Source organism: Micromonospora sp. NPDC047527 (assembly GCF_040643015.1).
In the GTDB taxonomy this organism is placed as follows: Bacteria; Actinomycetota; Actinomycetes; order Mycobacteriales; family Micromonosporaceae; genus Micromonospora.
Genome location: NZ_JBEYTK010000001.1, coordinates 617,280 through 632,693, shown reverse-complemented (window position 1 = coordinate 632,693; position 15,414 = coordinate 617,280). Strand labels below are relative to the sequence as shown.

Sequence of the window (15,414 nt, the reverse complement as noted above, 5' to 3'; positions counted from 1 at the left end):
CACTCCCCCGCCGCAACCGCTGCGGGGCCAATCACTCCGCTACAAACCCGACAAGGGAGCGTCAATGACCACCACCATCCCGCCCGCCGACACCGCCGCCGTCGGCACGCGCATGTCGCGTCGGGAGGTTCTCCAGGCCCTTTCCGGCCTGATGGTCGGCATGTTCGTGTCCATCCTCGCCTCCACGGTGGTGGCGAACGCGCTGCCGCGGATCATCGCCGACCTGAACGGCAGCCAGACCGTCTACACCTGGATCGTCACCAGCGAACTGCTCGCCATGACGGCGACCGTGCCGCTGTGGGGCAAGATGGCCGACCTGTACAGCAAGAAGCTGCTGATCCAACTCTCGCTGGGGCTGTTCGTGGTGGGTTCACTCATCGCGGGCTTCACGCCGAACGTCGAGGTGCTGCTGGTCAGCCGTGTCGTCCAGGGCATCGGGGCCGGCGGCATGACGGCGCTGGCCATGATCGTCATGGCGGCCATGATCCCGCCGCGTGAGCTGGGCCGTTACGCCGGTATCTTCGGCGCGGTCTTCGGTGTCGGCACGATCGCCGGCCCGCTGATCGGTGGGGTTCTCGTCGACACCTCGTGGTTGGGATGGCGCTGGTGCTTCCTGATCGGCGTCCCGTTCAGCATCATCTCCATCTTCCTGCTGCAACGGACCCTGCACCTCCCGGTCGTCCGCCGCAAGGCCAAGATCGACTGGCTGGGCGCCCTGCTGATCACCTCGGGTGTCTCCACGCTGCTGATCTGGTCCTCGCTGGCCGGCAACAAGTTCGACTGGGCCTCCGGTTGGACGGCGCTGATGGTCATCGGCGGCCTGGTCCTGCTGGGATTGGCGGTGTTCGTCGAGTCACGCGCGGCGGAGCCGATCGTCCCGCTGACGATCTTCCGCAGCCGCACGGTCTCGCTGACCACGATCGCCAGCGTGCTGGTCGGTGTCGCGATGTTCGGCGGCACGGTCTTCCTGTCCCAGTACTTCCAGATCTCGCTGGGCAAGTCGCCCACCGTCGCGGGCCTGATGAGCCTCCCGATGATCTTCGGTCTGCTCGTCTCGTCGACGGTGGCCGGCCAGCTCATCACGAAGTACGGCCGGTGGAAGGCCTTCCTGGTGGCCGGCGCCGCGGTGATGACAGTCGGGATGACGCTCCTGGGCACCATCGACGCCCAGACCAGCGTCGCCGTCCTGTCGATCTACATGGCCGTGCTGGGCGTCGGCGTCGGAATGCTCATGCAGAACCTCGTGCTCGCCGCACAGAATGACGTCCCGGCCCACGAACTCGGCGCCGCGACCTCCGTGCTGACGTTCTTCCGCAGCATGGGCGGCGCCATCGGCGTCAGCGCGCTCGGCGCGGTCCTGGCGAGCCGGGTGACCTCGCTGACGACCGAGCGGCTCGGCCCGGCGGCGACCGGCGGCGGCACCGCTGAGGTGCCCGACCTGTCCACCCTGCCCGAGCCGGTGCGGCTCATCATCCAGGACGTCTACGGCATCGCGACCGCCGACCTCTTCCTGGTCGGTGCGCCGATCGCGCTGGTTGCGCTGATCGTCGTGCTGTTCATCAAGGAGAAGCCGCTGCACACCCTCAGCGGAGACGAACGACGCGCCCAGGAGGAGGCGGCCGCGAAGGCCGCGATTCACTGAGGCGTACGACAACAGTCGGGGGCGGGCCGGTCGGCCCGCCCCCGTTCTGCGCCCGCCTGCTGGCTGGCTGGCTGACACCCGCCCCCTCCGCTGGCGGGCCGACGCCGACGTCTCCGTACTCGCGTTTTGCCGTAACGACAGGGCGCCATCCGACCGCCACGTAACGTGAGAATGCAGCCGGCCAACGGCTGACGCAGGCGTGCACGGGCCGCCACCGGGGCGGCGCTCGGCCAACTGCCGAGACGACAGCCCTGCACCGCCGCCGGCCTACTCAGCCGCAGGAGGCGCGGACGATGTCCATGCTGTCGGTCTTCAACCCTCGGCACACCGTCGCTCCCCCGGGATACAGCCGTTGGCTCATCCCGACCGCGGCGCTGGCCGTGCACGTGTGCATCGGGCAGGTCTACGCGACCAGCGTCTACAAGAACTCCCTCATCGCCCACTTCGACACCAGTCAGACGGCGATCGGGGCGATCTTCAGCATCGCCATCGTCATGCTGGGCTCGTCCGCGGCGGTGGGTGGCCGGTGGGTGGAGCGCAACGGACCGCGCCGGGCGATGTTCGCCTCGGCCTGCTTCTGGGCCACCGGGTTCCTGGTCGGCGCGCTCGGCATCGCGACCCAGCAACTCTGGCTGCTCTACCTCGGCTACGGCGTCATCGGCGGCATCGGGCTCGGCATCGGCTACATCTCGCCCGTCTCGACCCTGATCAAATGGTTCCCGGACCGGCCGGGCCTCGCCACCGGCATGGCCATCATGGGGTTCGGCGGTGGCGCCCTGGTCGCCGGCCCGCTCGCCCGCCAACTGCTCTCCCTCTACGACTCCGGCTACAACCCCGACAATCCGGCCGCCGTGGCGTCGGGGCACGCCCTCGTGGCGCTCTTCGTCACGTTCGGCATCGGCTACTTCGTGATCATGATGTTCGGCCCGTTCAACGTCCGGGTTCCCCCGCCGGACTGGCGGCCCGCCGGGTTCGACCCCGCGAGCGTCGCCAGCCGGCCGCTGGTGACGAGGGCGAGCGTGTCCGCGACGAGCGCCGTGCGTACCCGGGCGTTCTGGCTGCTGTGGATCGTGCTGTTCTGCAACGTCACGGCGGGCATCGGCATCCTGGAGCAGGCCAGCCCGATGATCCAGGACTTCTTCCGGGACAACGGGTCCACGGCCGTCTCGGTGTCGGCGGCGGCCGGCTTCGTGGGGGTGCTGTCGTTGTTCAACATGGCCGGCCGGTTCGTCTGGTCCACGACCTCAGACCTCATCGGCCGCAAGCCCATCTACATGGTCTACCTCGGCCTCGGCATGGTGCTGTACGCGCTGCTCGCCGTGGCCGGGCACTCCGCCACCGCGGTCTTCGTGCTGATCGCCGCCGCGATCATCTCCTTCTACGGCGGCGGCTTCGCCACCATGCCCGCCTACCTGCGTGACCTCTTCGGCACCTTCCAGGTCGGCGCCATCCACGGACGGCTGCTGACCGCCTGGTCGGCCGCGGGCGTCGCCGGCCCGCTGATCGTCAACGGGATCCTCGACACGCAGGGCAAGCCCGGCACCCTCACCGCCTCGGCGTACCGACCCGCGCTGTTCACCATGGTCGGCGTCCTCGCCATCGGTTTCATCGCCAACCTGCTGGTCCGGCCCGTGCCCGAACGGTTCCACGAGCCGGATCGGGGTTCGACGTCGCCCGTGGCGAAGGCCAGCATCACCGAGCCGGTCGCTCTGGGCCCACAGAGCAAACCTCCGGTGCCCGAGCACGTCGGCACGCAGACCGGGCGGCTCTGGTTGTCGTGGCTGCTCGTGGCGTTGCTCCTTGGGTACGGCATCGTCCAGACCGCCATCACCGCCGCGAAACTGTTCACCGGCTGACGCGCGTCGCGACCGGACGCAGGAGGGCGCCCACGGGCGCCCTCCTGATCGGCTCAGCGCGCGGTCGTCGACCGGTTCTGGTCGACTCGCTCCCGCTGGGGCACGACCGTGTATTTCGGATCGCGGGCCGACACCCTGCCCGCCTCGAAGACGCCGAACCGGGTGGCGACCGACGAGGCCACGAGCGCCGCACCGGAGACCGCCGCCAGGAGTCGACTGCGGCGGCTGACCAGCGCCGCCGCGGTGCCGACGGCGAGCAGCACCCGGCCGGCCGTGACCAGACGGCCGCTGCGCCCGCGTACGTAGGGCTCGCCGGTCAGGCCCATCCGCTCCAGCCGGTGACCGCCGGCGAACTCGACGGTCGCGGCGGCGAGGGCGAGCCGCCGCAGGGGGGCGGTCTGCGTGGCTGGCGCCGCGATCAGGCCGACTCCGGACGCGGCGGCGAGGGCGCTGCCGGCGAAGACGAACGGCAATGACGGGTACGCCTCATGCCAGGACGGCACGGCGGTGTCGGCGAGCAGCACCCCGGTGTACGTGGCCAGCGCCGGCGCGGTGGCGGCGGCGGCCAGGCCGGCGGCGTTGCCGACGGGGAGCGCCAGCCGGCGGGCGAGACCGAACACGCCGTGCTGTGGGAGCCGGGGCGCGAGCTCGGCGATCGCGGCCACACCGGCCAGCGGGCCGAACGCGGCGAGGATCCAGGTGCCGACGGACATCGGCGAGGTCAGCTTGGCGACCCGGAGCATGTGGTGGAACCGGTCCGGCCGACCGAGGTCGTGAACCAGCAGGTACGTGCTGGCGGCGACGCCACCGAGGGCTGTCCACCGGCCCACCTTGCGCAGGTCGGGGCGCCCGGTCAGCTGGGCGCCCGCACCGATCAGCGCGCCTCCGGCGGCGAGGCCACCGGTGAACAGGTACCCGGCGATGTCGTACTTCCACACGGGCGGTTTGAGCACCGGCCGGCCGTAGTAGGCGGTGAAGTCGGCTGGCGGCACGGTGAGCTGCTCACCGTCGTGGCCGCGCCCCCGCCCGCGACGACGCTGCCCGTCAGGTTGGTCGAGTCGGGCCTGGAACTCGCGGAACCGGGATCCGACCGGCTCGTTCGGTGGCGTCGCGCCGGTCATGGCCGCCTGCCGAGGAAAGCGACAGCCGTGACGGCGGCCATCGTCAGTGCGGCGAGGCCGGCGCGTTTCCACATCGCCGGCAGGTCCCGCGTGGTCACCACCGGATCCGGCGGCAACCCATACACCTCCGGCTCATCCAACAGCAGGAAGAACGCCCCATCCCCACCGACACCGTCGTTCGGGTCATGCCCATACAACCGCGCCTCAGGCACCCCCCGCTCATGCAGCGTGGCGACCCGCGTCGCGGCCCGCTCCCGCAACTCATCGAGGGGCCCGTACTGGATCGACTCCGTCGGACACGCCTGCGCACACGCCGGCGTCATCCCCGCACCCAACCGGTCATAACACAGCGTGCACTTCCACGCCCGACCATCACCCTTACGCTGATCAATCACCCCATACGGACACGCCGAAATGCAGTAACCACACCCATTACAGATGTCCTCCTGCACCACCACCGTCCCGAACTCGGTCCGAAACAACGAACCCGTCGGACACACATCCAGACACGCCGCATGAGTGCAGTGCTTACACACATCCGACATCATCAACCACCGGAAATCACTACGCCCCTCGACGCCGGTACCCCGACCCGGCGGCTGCGCCCCCGGCATCCCCAGGAACTCCGGTCCGGCCGCCATCCGGGCGGCCGCCGCTGGCGAGCCGGCCGGCAGGCCCGGGTTCGTCCCGGTGTCGGTGTGCGTACGCGCGCCGACCGTCGCCGTCGCCGGGCTGACCGCCGGCCCGTCCGGGTCGCCCTCGAACGCCGGGGTCGCCCAGCCGGCCGAGCGGGGCTGTTCGACGAACGCGACGTGGCGCCACGAGTTCGCGGTCAGCGCGCCCGTGTTGTCGTACGACATGCCCAGCAGGTCCAGGCCGCTCTCCGGGACCAGGTTCCACTCCTTGCAGGCCACCTCGCAGGCCTTGCAGCCGATGCAGACGCTGGTGTCGGTGAAGAACCCCATCCGCGGCGGCGCGTCCACGTAGCCAGCGTCGGGCGCCGGGTCGAGCGGCCCGTACAGGGCGTTGGCGTGCGGCATCGGTCAGGCCTCCTGGTCGCTGCTGCTGTCGGCGACGTCGGTCGTGACCATCGGTGGGTAGTGGTGGCTCAGATCCCCCGACCGCCGCCGGTAGTCGAAGACGAGGTCCAACAGAGCCTGTCCTCTCGGGCGTCGTCCGGGCCGCACGTCGCAGGTGCCGACCTTGCTCTCCTGGATCAGCACGTTGGGGTCGAGCGTGATGCCGAACAGGTCGTTGGCCGAATCGCCGGTCACCAGGCCCTCGTAGCCGAAGTGGTACGGCAGCCACACCTGGTGGATGATCCGGCCGTCCACCCGCAGCGGGGTGATGCGGTCCGTCACCAGGACCCTCGCCTCGATGGCCGCGCGGGTGCTGACCAGGTGCGCCCAGCCCAGGTGGGTCAGCCCTCGAAGGACCGCCAACTCCGGCGACACCTCGACGAACATCTCCGGCTGCAACTCGGCGAGGTGCGGCACGTTCCGGCTCATCGCGCCGGCGGTGTGGTGCTCGGTGAGCCGGCTGACCGTGAACACGTACGGGAAGACGTCGCTGTGCTCCTCGGGTGGGCTCGGGTTGAGCGTGTTGATCGGGTGCGTGTAGACCTTGCGGGTCGGGTTGGCCTGCTGCCGGTAGAGCGGATTGCGCACCGGCGACTCGACCGGCTCGTAGTGCGTGGGCAGCGGCCCGTCCAGGACGCCGCTGGGCGCGTACAGCCAGCCCTTGCCGTCGCCCTGCAGGATGAACGGGTCGTCGCCGGCGATGCCCGCCACGCCCGAGGCGTTCGGCGGCGGCCGGTACGACGGCGGCTTGGTCTTCTCGAAGTCGGGCACGTCGTCGCCGGTCCACTCGCCCTTGTCCGGGTCCCACCAGACGTATTTCTTGCGCTCGCTCCACGGTCTGCCGTCCGGGTCGGCGGAGGCACGGTTGTAGAGGATCCGGCGGTTCGACGGCCAGGCCCAGCCCCACTCCAGGGCCACCAGGGGCTGCTCCGCGCCGGGCTTGCGCCGGGCGGCCTGGTTGACGCCGTCGGCGTACACGCCGGTGTAGATCCAGCAGCCGCCGGCGGTGGAGCCGTCGTCCTTCATCTCGGTGTAGCTCGACAGCGGTCGGCCGCTGGCCACGTCGTACCCGTTGATCTCGTAGAGCACCGACTCGGCGCTCGGCTCGGCGTTCGGGCCGTGGGTCGGGTAGTGCCAGTTCAGGTCGAGCAGCGCCCGGTCGCGGGGTCGGGTCGACTGCGCCAGGCGTTCCCGGATGATGCGGCCGAGGTGGTAGAAGAACCACAGCTCGGAGCGGGCGTCGCCCGGCGGCTCGACGGCCTTCTCCCGCCACTGCAACAGCCGCTGCGTCTGCGTGAAGGTTCCTTCCTTCTCCACATGCGAGGCAGCGGGCAGGAAGAACACCTCCGTGCGGCACTCCTCCGGAACGATCTCGCCGGTCTCGATCTCCGGCGCGTTCTGCCAGAACGTCGCGCTCTCGATCATGAACAGGTCCCGGACCACCAACCAGTCCAGGTTCGCCATCCCGAGCCGCTGTGCCCGCCCGTGCGCCGAGCCGACCGCCGGGTTCTGGCCGAGCAGGAAGTACCCCTTGATCTTCCCGTCGATCATGTTCAACACCTGTTGGTACGTGCCGTGATCGCCGGTCATCCGGGGCATGTACCCGTAGCAGTAGTCGTTCTCGGCGGTGGCCGCGTCACCCCAGTACGCCTTGAGCAGGTTCACCGCGTAGGCCCGGGCGTCGCCCCAGAAGCCCTTCTGGCCCGGGTGCCGGATGCTGTCCACCCACTCGTCGAAGGTCGGGTGGTCGGCGTGGTGCGGCATCGGCAGGTAACCCGGCAGCAGGTTGAACAAGGTCGGAATGTCGGTGGAGCCCTGGATGCTGGCGTGCCCGCGCAACGCCATGACCCCACCACCCGGACGGCCCATGTTGCCCAGCAGCAGCTGAATGATCGCGCCGGTCCGGATGTACTGCACACCCACGCTGTGCTGGGTCCAGCCGACCGAGTAGACGAGCATGCTCGTCCGCTCCCGGCCCGAGTTCGCCGTCCACGCCTGCGCCAGTTCGAGGAACTTCTCCTGCGGGATGCCGCAGACCCGCTCCACCATCTCCGGCGTGTACCGCGCGTAGTGCCGCTTCAGGATCTGGTAGACGCAGCGCGGGTGCTGCAACGTCTCGTCGCGCTGGGTCTGCCCGCCCACCGGCGCGCCGTGCGACTCGTGCTCCAACCCGGCCGCGGTTTCGCGCTGTGTCTCGGTGTCGTGGATGGAGGCGTTCTCCTCGTTCCCCTCGTACTGCCAGCTGGTCTGGTCATAGCTGGCGTTGTCCTCGTTGAAGCCGGAGAAGAGCCCGTGCAGATCCTCGGTGTCGAGGTACTCCTCGGTCACGATCGTCGCGGCGTTGGTGTAGGCGACGACGTACTCCCGGAAGTCCAGCTCGTTCTCCAGGATGTAGCGCACGACCCCGCCGAGCAGCGCGATGTCCGTGCCCGCCCGGATCGGCAGGTACGCATCAGCGACAGCGCTGGTGCGGGTGAACCGCGGGTCGACGTGGATCACCTTCGCACCGCGACGCTTGGCCTCCATCACCCACTGGAAGCCCACCGGGTGCGCCTCGGCCATGTTCGAACCCTGAATGACGATCAGGTCGGAGTTCGACATGTCCTGCTGGAACTGGGTGGCGCCGCCGCGACCGAAGCTGGTCCCCAGACCGGGGACGGTGGCGGAGTGTCAAATACGGGCCTGGTTCTCGATCTGGAGTGCCCCCATCGCGGTGAACAACTTCTTGATGAGGTAGTTCTCCTCGTTGTCCAGCGTCGCCCCACCCAGGCTGGAGATCCCCAGCGTCCGGTTGAGCGGCCGGCCCTCGTCGTCGACGTCCTCCCAGGTCTCGTCCCGAGCCGCCAGGACCCGATCGGCGATCATGTTCAGCGCCGTGTCGAGGTCGAGATCCTCCCACTCCGTGCCGTACGGCCGGCGGTAGCGCACCGTCGTCGGCCGCAGAGGGCTGGTCACCAGGCTCTTGCTCGCCGAGCCCTTCGGACAGAGCCGACCCCGCGAGATCGGGCTGTCCGGATCGCCCTCGATCTGCGTGACCTGCCCGTCCTTGACGAACACCCGCTGACCACAACCCACCGCGCAGTACGGGCACACGGACCGCGCGACACTGTCGGCGGTCTCGGTTCGGGCGGTCAGCGACAGCGAGCGGGCGGACTTGGCCGCGGCGCCCCGGCCGAGCGGGTCGGTGCCGGTGAGCTGGCGATAGAGCGGCCAGCCCTCGATCCAGCTCCGCACCCCCATCGCCGCACCTTTCCGACCAATGCCGCCAAATGTGAACAGCCTGACATTAGACGAGGTGCCGGCTGATCATGGCGGGATCAGAAGGAGCGATGGTGCCCTCGGCCCTTTTCGGGCGAGCCGGGGACGGCATGGTGTATGCGGCAGGTCAGCCCACCCCTGCCGTCCAGCGCCATCTCAAAGGGCGGCTGCCGCACTAGGCTGCCCACGTGATTCTGACCATGCCTCAGCAGTTGGCGCAGATCCGCACCGACGCACTCGAACAGGGATTCCCGGTCGACGATGTCGAACGATGGATCGCCACCGCCATTCCCTGCGGGACACTGGCGCCCGGCGGAGACGGGCCGGTCGTCGGCCGGTTCGGCGGCACCGCGATGGTTCCCCGGGGCACCCACGTTCCCGGAAATCCCCTCGTCGCCACCATCGACTGCGCGGCCCTGCCCAGGCAGGCGACGAATCTTCCACTACCGCCCGACGGCCAACTGCTGCTCTTCGGCTATCCCGAAGGCGGCGAGTACTACTCGCAGGGCTCGGCCTTGTACGTCCCGGCTGGCGTAGCCGTCGAGGAACCGCCGGAGGACGAAGAACTGGACGAGGACGAGGACGAGGAATTTCTCCAGGTTTGTCAGAGTTTCCCACAGGGCGACATACACCTGACGATCGATGTCTCCCTGCCCTCACACACCCCGGAGCATCTCAACCCCAAACTGATCGATTATTGGAATGACAAGGCCCCCGTCAGCGGCAAGTGGGGCGGCGTGCAGATTGGTGGGCACGCCTCGGCCTGCGACTTCCGCGGAAAGGACGGCCCTCTCGGAGTCGTCGCGGAGTACGCAGGAAAGGCGGAGCAGTTGGGCTACTGGCACGGCTCCCGCAGCCCCTCACCGCGCGCCGAGGACTGGGTGCTGCTGGCCGAGTTCTTGTGCAGCTCGGAGATGAGGCCAGGCGGTGCCGCCCTTTACTGGGGGATCCAGCGCGACGACCTGGCCGCGCGGCGCTTCGACGGCGTGTACGCCGTCGTGGACTGGAATCCCTGAGCTCACAACAGGCCGGGTGCCTCGACGCACCCGGCTCCGAGCAGACGAGGGCGGCCCGGAGCGAGGCACTGTGGATGGCGGTCCTGCTACGGACGATCCAGGGCGGAATGGGTAAGGTTCGTACCCTCTTCAGGAGACGAGGCCGACCTTCAGCGCCAGGTCATGGGCGTCATCCCGGGTAGCGCGCGGCCCGTCGAGCAGATCCAGGGTGATCCGCCGGGCGTAGCCGTTGAAGCGGATTGTCTCGGGCGCCGACTCGTACGCCCGGCGGAGCGTCCTCACGGCGGCCTCCTTCTCGTCCTTGCCGTACTGAGCACGAGCGACCTCGATCAGATGACGCGCTCGGCGCGGCCGCGACGGGATGACCGCCGCCTCGTGGCGACGCGCCTGCCGCACCGCCTCGCCGGACTTCTGCAACTCCACGGCCACGGTCACCGCGTGAGCGCCCATGACGACCCGGGAAAACGACGTCTGCGGCTGGTAGAAGCCCTGTGGCAAACGCTGCGCGACCGCATCAGCGCGGTCCCAGTACCGCCAAGCGCGGCCTTCCTCGCCGGCGCGGGCGGCGGTGTAGGCGGCCTCGAAATGCAACGCACCCCAGAGGGTGAGAAGGTTCGCGTTAGCACCGCCGACCCTCGGCTCAAGGGCCGAGACGATGTCGAGCGTCACCGCCATGGCGGTGTCCCAGTCTCCCGCGTCACGATGCACCTGGCACAGGAACCACCCCGCGCCCGCCAGCGCCTCGGGATCACCGGACTCCTGCGCCGCAATCATCGCGCGGTCGGCGACGCGCCACAGCACCTCCGCGGCTGGCTGATAGGCGAGGAACATCTGCGCCAGCCCCAGCGCCTCCGCCAAAAGAGCCTGCGCCGACCGACGTTCGGCGCCCTCGTACGTCAGCGCGGCTGCCTGAGTATCGCGGTGACGCCGGGATCGCCCGGCTCGGCTACGAGTCTGTCCCGCAGCGGCCCTGGAAACGCGAACTCGGCAAGCGGAAGATTATCGAGTTCCATGCGCGGAGGTTACGGCGATCCGACGAGCCGCGAGGGACGGCGTCGACAAGGCGCCCGGCCGCCTGGTGGTCGGGGTGCTCACGGGTCCTTTGCTCTGCTTCAACGGACGCAACGGGGAGTGTCCGGATATCGGACGCGTGGTGTTGCGTGGATTGAAGCAGAGCAAAGGACGCAGATCTCGCCCAGCGACCACCTTCCACACCTGGACGCCTCTGTGGCCCGACGCCCGCTCGGTAGCAACCTCCCTCGCCAACCAGGGCGATCCGGAACCACTTCGCGACTTCATTGCCCGAGCCCATCCGGACGATGCCTGCGAACGCGCCGCCCTGAACTACTCGGCCTACTGGGTCGGCGAGATCCCGTACCGCCAGCGCGACGACTCCTTCATGCCGGCAGCGCTCTCCGACTGGCGAGGCTCCCGGCTCCTCCGACACCTGGTCGGACGCCTCGACGCTGGCCGCCCCTTCACGGACCTCAACATCCACAACACGTGGGCACTGCTCACCGCCCGACGCAGCGCATCTACCCCGACCGGTCGGCGACTACGACTGCTCGCTGCGGTCGGCGGTCCCACAACACCAGGCCGGTGAGCAGCATCGCAACGCCCAGCGCGACCATTGCCAACCCCACCGCTGTGTGCGCGCCTCCCTCCAGGTGACCCGCCACGATCCACCCACCGTCGATCCCGAACGCCAGCGGCATCACCCCCTGCGGGATCACCGGGATCCATCCGACCGTCAGCAACCCCAGCGCCCACGCCGTCGCCTTGTTCTCCCGGTACCACTCCGCATCCCACTTCAGCGGAATCACCGTCTCCGGCGGTCGGCTGCGTTGCCCGGCCGCGGCGAGCACCTCGGTCCCGCGCCGGGTGAGGCGGTCGTCGGCCAGCCTGATGCCACCCCACCACGCCGCAGCACCCGACAGCAGCCCAACCAGCGGCAGCAGCGGCGTCACCCACGGCGGGCCCCAGACAACCAGCGCGAGTACGGGCGCCGCGGCGAGCAGCCCACCAGCGGTGGCGACCAGCACGCTGACGATGTCGGTCGGGTTGTCGGCCGAGGTGGGATGCCGTGGGTCGGCTACCGGGCGCACCCGCAGCAGCGACATCCACACCGGCACCGAGGCGCCGGCGCCGAGCAGTGCCGGCAGAGTGGAGAGCGCCGCCAGCGCGTCGACCTGGGGCGCGAGGATGACGCCGGCGACGGCCAGCAGCACCCCGATCGGGGTGACCAGGACCAGCCACGCGATGGCTCGCCCTCGGATCTCGGCACGTTCGCCGCCCGGTGTGGTGAGCGGCAGCCAGAGCGCGGTGCCGTCCAGTCCGACCAGGCCGGCCGACATCGCCGCCGCTCCGAGCACAGCGAGCGACCCGGCCCACGGCAGCAGCAGATCCACGTCGGACAGCAGCGGCAATCCGGCGAGCAGCGCGCCGTACACCACCGCGAACGCCAGATACTGCAACCGCAGCGGATGCCGCATCCAGGCACGCAACTCGCGGCCGGCAACCGCCCGCGTCGCGGCCGGCAACCATCCGAGCCACCCGCGCTGCTCACGAACATTCCCGGCCGGGGATGCCGCCGTGGTGCGGCGAGGTTCGCTGGGGAGCGGGACCGCGGTGGTCCCGCGCGGCCGGAACGGCACGCCGGCGGAGATCACCCTTCGGACGAGCATGATGTACGCGGCGGCGCAGAGCACCACGATGCCCACCAGGGTCGCCATCTTCAGCGCACCTCGGTCGGGTGGCCCGGCCACGGCGGAGAGCGGCCAGCCGCTCGGCACGTACTCCATGACCCGGACCACCGTGTCCGGCGCCTCGACCAGCAGGACCGACACCCAGGGGAAGACCGCCCAGAGCGACCCGGCGACACCCATCGCCGTCCCGGTGACGATGCCGGTGAGCAGCGCCCCGGCCGGCCCGCCGGCGTGGCCGACGACCTCCAGCGCGATCGCCGAGCCGATCAGCCCGAGTAGCCAGAGCAGCGCCGCGCCGGAGGCGGTGACGAGGACGGCGACAGCGCCGTGACGAGCGGCGTGCACCGGCAGCGCGGCGAGCGCCACCAGCGAGACGGCCGGGCCGATGCCGATCGCGGACGCGGCGAGCAGACCCATCGCGGCCGGGACACCGCCGATCGGCTCCAGCCGCAGGTGGGTTGGACGGACCCGGCCGCGCCCGCCACCGAGCAGCAGCGGCAACACGATCCAGCCGAGCACCCACGCCCCGGCCAGCAGGGCGAGAGTGTGCCGGTCGCCGTGGAGCGCGTACCGGATCAGCCAGGCGGCGGCGAGCAGGCCGACCAGGCCGGCCACCGCGGGCCCGGGATGCTCGCGCAGCGACCGACGCAGCATGGCGGAGCGCATCCGTGCCGGCACCGCCATCTTGCCGAGGGTGCCGGCCAGCGAACCGTGGGCGAGAGGTTCCGCGCTCATCGGGGCCCGGTCAGCCAGTCCAGGCCGGCGCTGCCGGAGACGTCGGCGCCGACCAGCTCGACGAATCGATCCTCAAGGCTGCTGCCGTCGGCGACCTCGGTGACCGGCCCGGCGGCGACCACCTGACCCTGGTGGATGACGGTGACGTCGTCGCACATCTGCTCGACCAGCAGCATCGAGTGGGTGGACAGTACGCAGGTGCCTCCGCCGGACACGAACCGGCGCAGCACCCGACGGATGGTGGCCGCGGAGACCGGGTCGACCGCCTCGAACGGCTCGTCGAGCACGAGCAGCCGGGGCGCGTGCAGCAGCGCCTGGGCGAGGCCGAGCTTCTTGCGGGTGCCGGTGGAGCAGTCGGCGAGTGGGGTGCCGGCACCCTTGGCCAGTCCGAGGACGTCGATCAGCTCGGCGGCCCGATTGGCGGCCGCGGCGCGGTGCAGCCCGCGCAGGCCGGCGCTGTAGCGCAGCAACTCGGCGCCGGTGAGTCGCTCCGGGAAGTCGAGACCGTCGGGCAGCACGCCGGTCAACGCGCGGGTCACGCCACGGTCGCGCAGCGCGTCGTGGCCGAGGATCCGGATCTCCCCCGCATCCGGAGTGATCAGCCCGACCGCCATCCCGATGGTGGTGGACTTGCCGGCGCCGTTGGGTCCGACGATGCCGTGGAACGTGCCGGAGCGGACGGTCAGATCGAGGTCGTTCACCGCGCGATGCGCCCCGAAGGTCTTTACCAGGCCGCGGATCTCGAGTGCTGGGGGGATCACGCGCCGAGCATAGTGATCCATTCACGACGGAGGGGCCCGCAGCACGGCGGATCGGCACACGCCCCGGGTTTGGCCAGCAGACGATCGCACCGGGACAGGTCGTGCCCCACGTCGCGAGCCATCGGCGGGCCGTGGTCAGACGTGGTGGATCGGGGTCTCCAGTTCGCTGAGCGGGCGACCCGAGCCGCCCCAGGCCTGCGCGGTGATCTCGGCGGCGATCGCCACGGCGGTCTCCTCCGGTGTCCGCGCGCCCAGGTCCAGCCCGATCGGCGAGCAGAGCCGGGCCAGCCCGTCCTCCGGCACACCGGCCTCGCGTAACCGGCGCATCCGGTCGTCGTGTGCGCGTCGGCTGCCCATCACGCCGATGTAGCGGGCGGGTGTCCCGAGGGCGACCTGGAGCAGCGGCACGTCGAACTTGGGGTCGTGGGTCAGGACGCAGAGCACCGTCCGATCGTCGACGGTCGTCGACTCCAGGTACGCGTGCGGCCACCGGACGACGAGGTCGTGGGCGTCCGGGAAACGTGCGCGGGTGGCGAACACCGGACGGGCGTCGCAGACCGTGACGTGATAGCCGAGGAACCTGCCCATCCGGGCCATCGCGGCGGCGAAGTCGATCGCGCCGAAAATGATCATTCGGGGCGGCGGCACGTACGACTGGACGAACACGGCCACGTCGTCGCCGCGCTGCTCCCCCTGCCGGCCCAGATGGATCATGCCGGTGGTGCCGAGGGCGAGCATTCCGGCCGCCTGCCGGGCCGCCGCGTCGTCCAGGTCGGGCGCGCCGAGGCTGCCCGCGACCCGGTCGGGCCAGATCACCAGTTGGGCGTTCTCGACCGATGCGGTGGCAACCGGGCGGCTGTCCCGGATCGCGGCGAGCACCTCGTCGGGCTCGGTCATCGCGACGTCCGGCTGCACCAGGATCTGGATCGTTCCGCCGCAGGTCAGGCCGATGTCGAACGCGTCGTCGTCGCTGACGCCGAAGGTCTGGGTGTGGGCCGTTCCGGTCTCCAGCGCGGTGCGGCAGAGTTCGTAGACGGCACCCTCGACGCAGCCGCCCGAGATGCTGCCGAGGACCTCGCCGTGCAGCGAGACGGCCATCGCCGCGCCGGGCTGCCGGGGTGCCGACTGCCAGGTCCGCACGACTGTCGCGACGGCGAACGCGACGCCGCGAGTGCGCCAGCCCGTGAGCCCGTCGACGATGTCTCGCATGGCCGCACCTTCCGTGAGCCCCGGCGGCAGCG

9 protein-coding genes and 2 pseudogenes are annotated in these 15,414 nt (G+C 70.3%); 4 read left to right on the top strand and 7 right to left on the bottom strand.

Annotation, left to right across the window (positions count from 1 at the left end; all coding sequences use genetic code 11):
* Positions 1–64 precede the first annotated feature (64 nt).
* Both ABZ808_RS02660 and ABZ808_RS02655 read left to right on the top strand, forming a co-directional pair.
* Positions 65–1,642, top strand: coding sequence for an MDR family MFS transporter (locus ABZ808_RS02660; protein ID WP_356999918.1), 1,578 nt, complete (start codon positions 65–67; stop codon positions 1,640–1,642).
* 299 nt (positions 1,643–1,941) lie between these two features.
* The gene (locus tag ABZ808_RS02655) at positions 1,942–3,498 is read left to right on the top strand and encodes an OFA family MFS transporter (protein ID WP_357002706.1); all 1,557 of its coding nucleotides are present in this window, start codon (positions 1,942–1,944) and stop codon (positions 3,496–3,498) included.
* A 53-nt stretch (positions 3,499–3,551) separates the two neighbouring features.
* On the opposite strand, the gene nrfD is transcribed toward ABZ808_RS02655, so the two are convergent.
* Genes nrfD through fdh form a run of 3 tightly spaced genes read right to left on the bottom strand, consistent with a single transcriptional unit; the run spans position 3,552 to position 8,938 of the window.
* On the bottom strand, positions 3,552–4,619 hold the full coding sequence (gene nrfD / locus ABZ808_RS02650; protein ID WP_356999915.1) for an NrfD/PsrC family molybdoenzyme membrane anchor subunit: 1,068 nt from the start codon (positions 4,617–4,619) through the stop codon (positions 3,552–3,554).
* Positions 4,616–5,659, bottom strand: coding sequence for a 4Fe-4S dicluster domain-containing protein (locus ABZ808_RS02645; protein WP_356999912.1), 1,044 nt, complete (start codon positions 5,657–5,659; stop codon positions 4,616–4,618). The genes nrfD and ABZ808_RS02645 overlap by 4 nt, the downstream gene beginning before the upstream one ends.
* A gap of 3 nt (positions 5,660–5,662) precedes the next feature.
* Entirely contained in the window at positions 5,663–8,938 is a 3,276-nt protein-coding gene (gene fdh, locus ABZ808_RS02640; protein ID WP_356999910.1) for a formate dehydrogenase, read from the bottom strand.
* Positions 8,939–9,144: 206 nt separating this feature from the next.
* On the opposite strand from fdh, the gene ABZ808_RS02635 reads away from it, so the two are divergent.
* Positions 9,145–9,972 (top strand): DUF1963 domain-containing protein, encoded by an 828-nt coding sequence (locus tag ABZ808_RS02635; protein ID WP_356999907.1) that lies wholly within the window; start codon positions 9,145–9,147, stop codon positions 9,970–9,972.
* A gap of 129 nt (positions 9,973–10,101) precedes the next feature.
* Here the strand turns inward: ABZ808_RS02635 and ABZ808_RS02630 are convergent.
* Positions 10,102–10,854: pseudogene (locus ABZ808_RS02630) on the bottom strand (XRE family transcriptional regulator); the annotation flags it as partial.
* 304 nt (positions 10,855–11,158) lie between these two features.
* Between ABZ808_RS02630 and ABZ808_RS02625 the strand changes: the two are divergent.
* Positions 11,159–11,500, top strand: a pseudogene (locus ABZ808_RS02625) (transcriptional regulator); the annotation flags it as partial.
* Positions 11,501–11,507: 7 nt separating this feature from the next.
* On the opposite strand, the gene ABZ808_RS02620 reads toward ABZ808_RS02625, so the two are convergent.
* The 3 genes from ABZ808_RS02620 to ABZ808_RS02610 form a co-directional block, all read right to left on the bottom strand.
* Complete coding sequence (locus ABZ808_RS02620) at positions 11,508–13,412, bottom strand: hypothetical protein (RefSeq protein WP_356999905.1); 1,905 nt, start codon at positions 13,410–13,412, stop codon at positions 11,508–11,510.
* Entirely contained in the window at positions 13,409–14,173 is a 765-nt protein-coding gene (locus ABZ808_RS02615) for an ABC transporter ATP-binding protein (RefSeq protein ID WP_356999903.1), read from the bottom strand. Before ABZ808_RS02615 ends, ABZ808_RS02620 begins: the two co-directional genes overlap by 4 nt.
* Before the next feature lie 135 nt (positions 14,174–14,308).
* Entirely contained in the window at positions 14,309–15,382 is a 1,074-nt protein-coding gene (locus ABZ808_RS02610; RefSeq protein WP_356999900.1) for an XdhC/CoxI family protein, read from the bottom strand.
* Between the last annotated feature and the right edge of the window lie 32 nt (positions 15,383–15,414).

Excerpts from the sequence above, each read along its gene's own strand:
- ABZ808_RS02660 (WP_356999918.1), top strand. The coding sequence starts at position 65 with ATGACCACCACCATCCCGCCCGCCGACACCGCCGCCGTCGGCACGCGC.
- ABZ808_RS02610 (WP_356999900.1), bottom strand. The coding sequence starts at position 15,382 with ATGCGAGACATCGTCGACGGGCTCACGGGCTGGCGCACTCGCGGCGTC.
- ABZ808_RS02620 (WP_356999905.1), bottom strand. The coding sequence starts at position 13,412 with ATGAGCGCGGAACCTCTCGCCCACGGTTCGCTGGCCGGCACCCTCGGC.
- ABZ808_RS02655 (WP_357002706.1), top strand. The coding sequence starts at position 1,942 with ATGCTGTCGGTCTTCAACCCTCGGCACACCGTCGCTCCCCCGGGATAC.
- nrfD (WP_356999915.1), bottom strand. The coding sequence starts at position 4,619 with ATGACCGGCGCGACGCCACCGAACGAGCCGGTCGGATCCCGGTTCCGC.
- ABZ808_RS02645 (WP_356999912.1), bottom strand. The coding sequence starts at position 5,659 with ATGCCGCACGCCAACGCCCTGTACGGGCCGCTCGACCCGGCGCCCGAC.